At 68.7% G+C, this 4,786-nt stretch carries 4 protein-coding genes; 1 reads left to right on the top strand and 3 read right to left on the bottom strand.

Annotated features, from left to right (window positions below; translation table 11 throughout):
- Positions 1 to 105 precede the first annotated feature (105 nt).
- The 3 genes from nrdF to QH283_RS02090 all read right to left on the bottom strand — a co-directional run bounded on the left by nrdF (position 106) and on the right by QH283_RS02090 (position 3,549).
- Positions 106 to 1,068: a class 1b ribonucleoside-diphosphate reductase subunit beta gene (gene nrdF / locus QH283_RS02080; protein ID WP_280501322.1), complete on the bottom strand. Its 963-nt coding sequence runs from the start codon at positions 1,066 to 1,068 to the stop codon at positions 106 to 108.
- 335 nt (positions 1,069 to 1,403) lie between these two features.
- Complete coding sequence (gene mgtE, locus QH283_RS02085; protein WP_280501323.1) at positions 1,404 to 2,861, bottom strand: magnesium transporter; 1,458 nt, start codon at positions 2,859 to 2,861, stop codon at positions 1,404 to 1,406.
- A gap of 472 nt (positions 2,862 to 3,333) precedes the next feature.
- Positions 3,334 to 3,549: a hypothetical protein gene (locus tag QH283_RS02090; protein ID WP_280501324.1), complete on the bottom strand. Its 216-nt coding sequence runs from the start codon at positions 3,547 to 3,549 to the stop codon at positions 3,334 to 3,336.
- Between the two features lie 155 nt (positions 3,550 to 3,704).
- Here QH283_RS02090 and QH283_RS02095 point away from each other — a divergent pair, with 155 nt between their 5' ends.
- The gene (locus QH283_RS02095) at positions 3,705 to 4,697 is read left to right on the top strand and encodes an LLM class F420-dependent oxidoreductase (RefSeq protein WP_280501325.1); all 993 of its coding nucleotides are present in this window, start codon (positions 3,705 to 3,707) and stop codon (positions 4,695 to 4,697) included.
- Positions 4,698 to 4,786: the final 89 nt, after the last annotated feature.

Raw genomic sequence — 4,786 nt, forward strand, 5'->3', positions numbered from 1 at the left:
CCCCGCCGGTTTGCGGGGCCCCCGCCCCCGGGGGGGCCCCGGGGCGTGGGGCGGGGGGCCCGGTTCGTGGTCCCGATGCGGACTACGGCTCGGTGCGAGCCGGAGTCAGAAGTCCCAGTCCTCGTCCTCGGTGTTGACGGCCTTGCCGATGACGTAGCTCGAGCCCGACCCGGAGAAGAAGTCGTGGTTCTCGTCGGCATTGGGCGACAGCGCCGACAGGATGGCCGGGTTGACCAGGGTCTCGTCGGCCGGGAACAGGCCCTCGTAGCCGAGGTTCATCAGGGCCTTGTTGGCGTTGTAGCGCAGGAAGGTCTTGACGTCCTCGGTCAGGCCGACCTCGTCGTAGAGATCCTGGGTGTACTCGACCTCGTTCTCGTAGAGCTCGTAGAGCAGCTCGAAGGTGTAGTTCTTCAGCTCCTCGCGCTCGGCCTCGCCGACCAACTCCAGACCGCGCTGGTACTTGTAGCCGATGTAGTAGCCGTGCACCGCCTCGTCGCGGATGATCAGCCGGATCATGTCGGCGGTGTTGGTCAGCTTCGCGCGCGAGGACCAGTGCATCGGCAGGTAGAAGCCGGAGTAGAACAGGAAGCTCTCCAGCAGGGTGGAGGCCACCTTGCGCTTGAGCGGGTCGTCGCCCTTGTAGTAGTCGAGGACGATCTCGGCCTTGCGCTGCAGATTGCGGTTCTCCTCCGACCAGCGGAAGGCCTCGTCGATCTCCTTGGTCGAGCACAGGGTGGAGAAGATCGCGCTGTAGCTCTTGGCGTGCACCGACTCCATGAACGCGATGTTGGTGAGCACCGCCTCCTCGTGCGGGGTCAGCGCGTCGGGGATCAGGCTCACCGCGCCGACCGTGCCCTGGATGGTGTCCAGCAGCGTCAGGCCGGTGAACACCCGCATGGTGAGCTGCTTCTCCTCGGGGGTCAGGGTGGCCCACGACTGGATGTCGTTGGACACCGGGACCTTCTCCGGCAGCCAGAAGTTGCCGGTCAGCCGATCCCAGACCTCGGCATCCTTCTCGTCGGGCACCCGATTCCAGTTGATGGCCGACACCCGATCGATCAGTTTCATGCTGCCTCCACACCCTTTCCCGAACACTTCGGCATACCGGATCGCCACTGCGCGAGCCCGCCGCCGGCGCGGCGTTTCCCTCGCCTCAGACACTACTCGTTGTGGCGGGAAGTTCCGAATAACACAAGACCTTGTGTCTTGGTGCACAAGGACATCGGTGGTCCCGGCGGCGCGGCGGCCCCGGGACACGGCACCCATTGTGCGTCACGCACACCCTCGCCCTCGCATCCGGTCACCCGGGCCCCCACCCACCCCACCCGATCGATCGCTCAACGTTTGCCACAACTGCCGAGGCGAGGTCGGCCACCACCCGGCGCTCGCCGCGGGCCGAAGTCTCAGATGCCCAGGACGAGCTTGGCGGTGGTGAAGTAGATGATCAAGCCGGTCGCGTCGACCAGCGTGGTGACCATGGGGGCGGACACCACGGCCGGGTCGATGCGCAGCTTCTTGGCCAGCAGGGGCATGGTGCCGCCGATGGTGGTGGCCCAGGCGCAGATGAACACCAGGGTGATGGCCACGACCAGGGCGATGCGGGGGTCGACGAACAGGGCGGCGATGGCGAGGCCGAGGGTGGCGAGCATGGAGCCGAGGACGAGGCCGACGCGGCATTCGCGCCAGATCACCGAGATCAGGTCGGAGCCGCGGACCTCGCCGACGGCCACGGCGCGCACACAGGCGGTGGCGGCCTGAGCGCCCGCGTTGCCGCCCGCGCCGATCAGCAGCGGGATGAACAGCGCCAGTTGGGCGGCCTGTTCGAGGGTGCCCTCGAAGAAGCCGGTGACGCTGACGGTCAGGGTCGCGGCGAACAGCAGCAGCGTCAGCCACAGCGCCCGATAGCGGGCCAGCTGGAAGACGCCCGCGGCCATGTAGTGGCCCTCCCACGGCGAGGCGCCCGCCTGACGGGCGACGTCCTCGCTGTCGGCGGCCTCGATGACCTCCACCGCGTCGTCGATGGTCAGCAGGCCGAGCAGGCGGCCCTCGCTGTCGACCACCGGCAGGTTGATGTCGTTGGTCTCGCGCATCAGCCTGGCCGCCTTCTCGGCGGAGTCGGTGGCGCGGGCGAAGGCGGGCTCGGTGACGACCAGCTCGGAGACCGCGGTGTCGGGCCGGGCGAGCACGAGTTCGCGCAGCTCGACGATGCCGGTCAGGCGCCTGCCGGAGTCGATCACCGGCAGGGTGTAGACGGTCTCGGCCTGCGCGCCCTGCGCGCGCACCACGGCCAGCGCCTCGGCCACGGTCACGTCGGCGGGCAGCGCCACCACCTCGGGGGTCATGTACTGGCCCGCCGAGCCCTCCGGGTAGCCGAGCAGACCGGCGGTCATGCGGCGTTCGCGCGGGCTCAGCCCGGCCAGCACCTTCTGCGCCACGGTGGCGGGGGCCTCGCGCAGCATGCGGGCACGGACGTCCGGGGCCATACCCTCGACCAGGTCGCGGAAGCTCTGGTCGCGCAGGCCCTGCAGGATCTGCTGCTGGTCGACCGGCTCCAGTTCCTCGAACACCGCCAGCGCGCGGTCCTTGTCCAGCAGCCGGAAGGCCACCCCGGCCTGCACGGCGTCCATGCGGGCCAGCTCGTCGGCGATCCGGTGCGGCGGATGCTCGTCGAGCCAGCGGACCACCGCGTCGACCCGGTTCTCGGCGACGAATTCCGCCAGCGAGCCCGCTGGCTCGACATGGCCGTCGGCCGAGCCAGGATGCGCACCGGTCAGGTCGGGATGCGCGCCCTCGTGACGGGCATCGGCGCGGTCGGGACGGATTCGGTCGGGACGGATATCGATGAGGTCGATCTGCGACATGGCGAAGTCCTCGGCACAGCAAGGCATACACCGATGTGGCGACAGTGCTCACGGACGGCGATGCGGGCGGGAGTGAATGATGCGCGAATTCACACCGCGTGGCGCTCGCCCGTGTCGCGGAGGACGCCCGGAAGTCTCGGGAACCGGAAGCGTCTAGGAATGCGAAGGGGCGGCGCCGCGCGGCCTTCGACTGGGGGGTTCGCTACGCACAGCAATCCACCTCCTGGTCTCGTGCCGCAGGGCGACGGCGCGGATCGTCCATGATGCGCGCTGCGTTCGCCGTGCCTTCGGAATTGATCGGACGCGAATGCGTCCACCAGGCAGGTTACCTTGCCCGGAACCGATTTTCACACCGGGGTGGCCGAGGGGGAGACCCAGCTCACAGAACCGGGCGGCATCGCTGACGGAACCGGGCAGGACGCCGGAACCGGGCACGACGCCCATGGACCCGGCCACCACTCGCACCGACCGTTCAGGACCACGCACCGGTCTTGCGCCACGGGTCGGGCGTCGGCACGGTGTCGCGGCTGCGCAGCATCATCCGTTCCAGCACTGCCATGCGCTTACGCTGGGCGGCGATCTCGTGCAGCGCGGCGTTCACCGTCTCCTGGGCGCCGCCTGCGGTGCCGAGCAGGGTCGCGGCGATCGCCAGCGCCACATCGTCGACTTCGATCGATACCCGGGACATCGCCCACCTCCGTATTGTGCTCCCCACCGCAGTATGCCCGGGCACGAGAATTCCACGCGCGTGGAACAGAAGGGTTGTCCACCGCCGACAGGGTGCCCGAGAGTGGGTTCGACCGTGTCCGCCGTTGGCCGGTCGAGACCACGAAGGAGAATCAGGTGCGCTTCGGATTGTTCGTCCCCCAGGGATGGCGACTGGATCTGGTGGGGATCGATGTCGAGCAGCAGTGGGATGTGATGCGCGGGCTGGCTCGACGGGCCGACGAGCACCCCGAATGGGAGTCGATCTGGGTCTACGACCACTTCCACACCATTCCGCAGCCCACCCAGGAGGCCACGCACGAGGCGTGGACGTTGATGGCGGCCTTCGCGGCCTCCACCGAGCGGGTGCGCCTCGGCCAGATGTGTACCGCGATCAGCTACCGCAATCCCGTCTACCTGGCCAAGGTGGCCGCAACCACCGACATCATCTCCGGCGGTCGCGTGGAGATGGGCATCGGCGGCGGCTGGTACGAACACGAGTGGCGCGCCTACGGTTACGGCTTCCCGTCCGCGGGCGAGCGGCTACGCCGCCTGGACGAGGGCGTGCAGATCTTCAAACAGGCCTGGACCAAGGGCGAGGCCAGCCTGGACGGCAAGCACTATCAGGTCGACGGCGCGATCGTGCGCCCACTGCCGCTACAGGACGGCGGCATCCCGCTGTGGATCGCCGGCGGCGGCGAGAAGGTGACGCTGCGCATCGCCGCGAAATACGCCGACTACACCAACTTCACCGGTGAGCTGGAGGAGTTCACCCGCAAGTCGGAGATCCTGCGCGGCCACTGCGCCGACGCGGGCACCGATTTCGACCGGATCGTCCGCTCCTCCAACATCAACGCCATCATCGGCCGCGACGAGGCCGAGGTCGCCGAACGCATCGCCGCCTGGCGCGAGCGGATCACCCCGGTGATCGGCGAGCGGGAAGCGGAGGCGTTCCAGCAGCGGCTGTTCACCGGAGGCGCGGCGGTCGGCACGCCCGAGCAGGTCGTGGAGCGGCTGACGAAGCTGAAGGAACAGGGGCTCGGCTACACGATCGTGAACTTCCCCGAGTCGGCCTACGACACGTCGGGGATCGAACTGTTCGAGAGCGAGATCATTCCCGCCCTGCGCTGAATCGTTCCCGCCCTGGGCCGAATCGCTCCGCCCGCACTGAATCGCTCCCGACCTGGGCCGAATCACAGAGGCGGGGGGGGGGGGGGGGG

This window comes from Nocardia farcinica (assembly GCF_029867845.1).
GTDB lineage: Bacteria > Actinomycetota > Actinomycetes > Mycobacteriales > Mycobacteriaceae > Nocardia > Nocardia farcinica_A.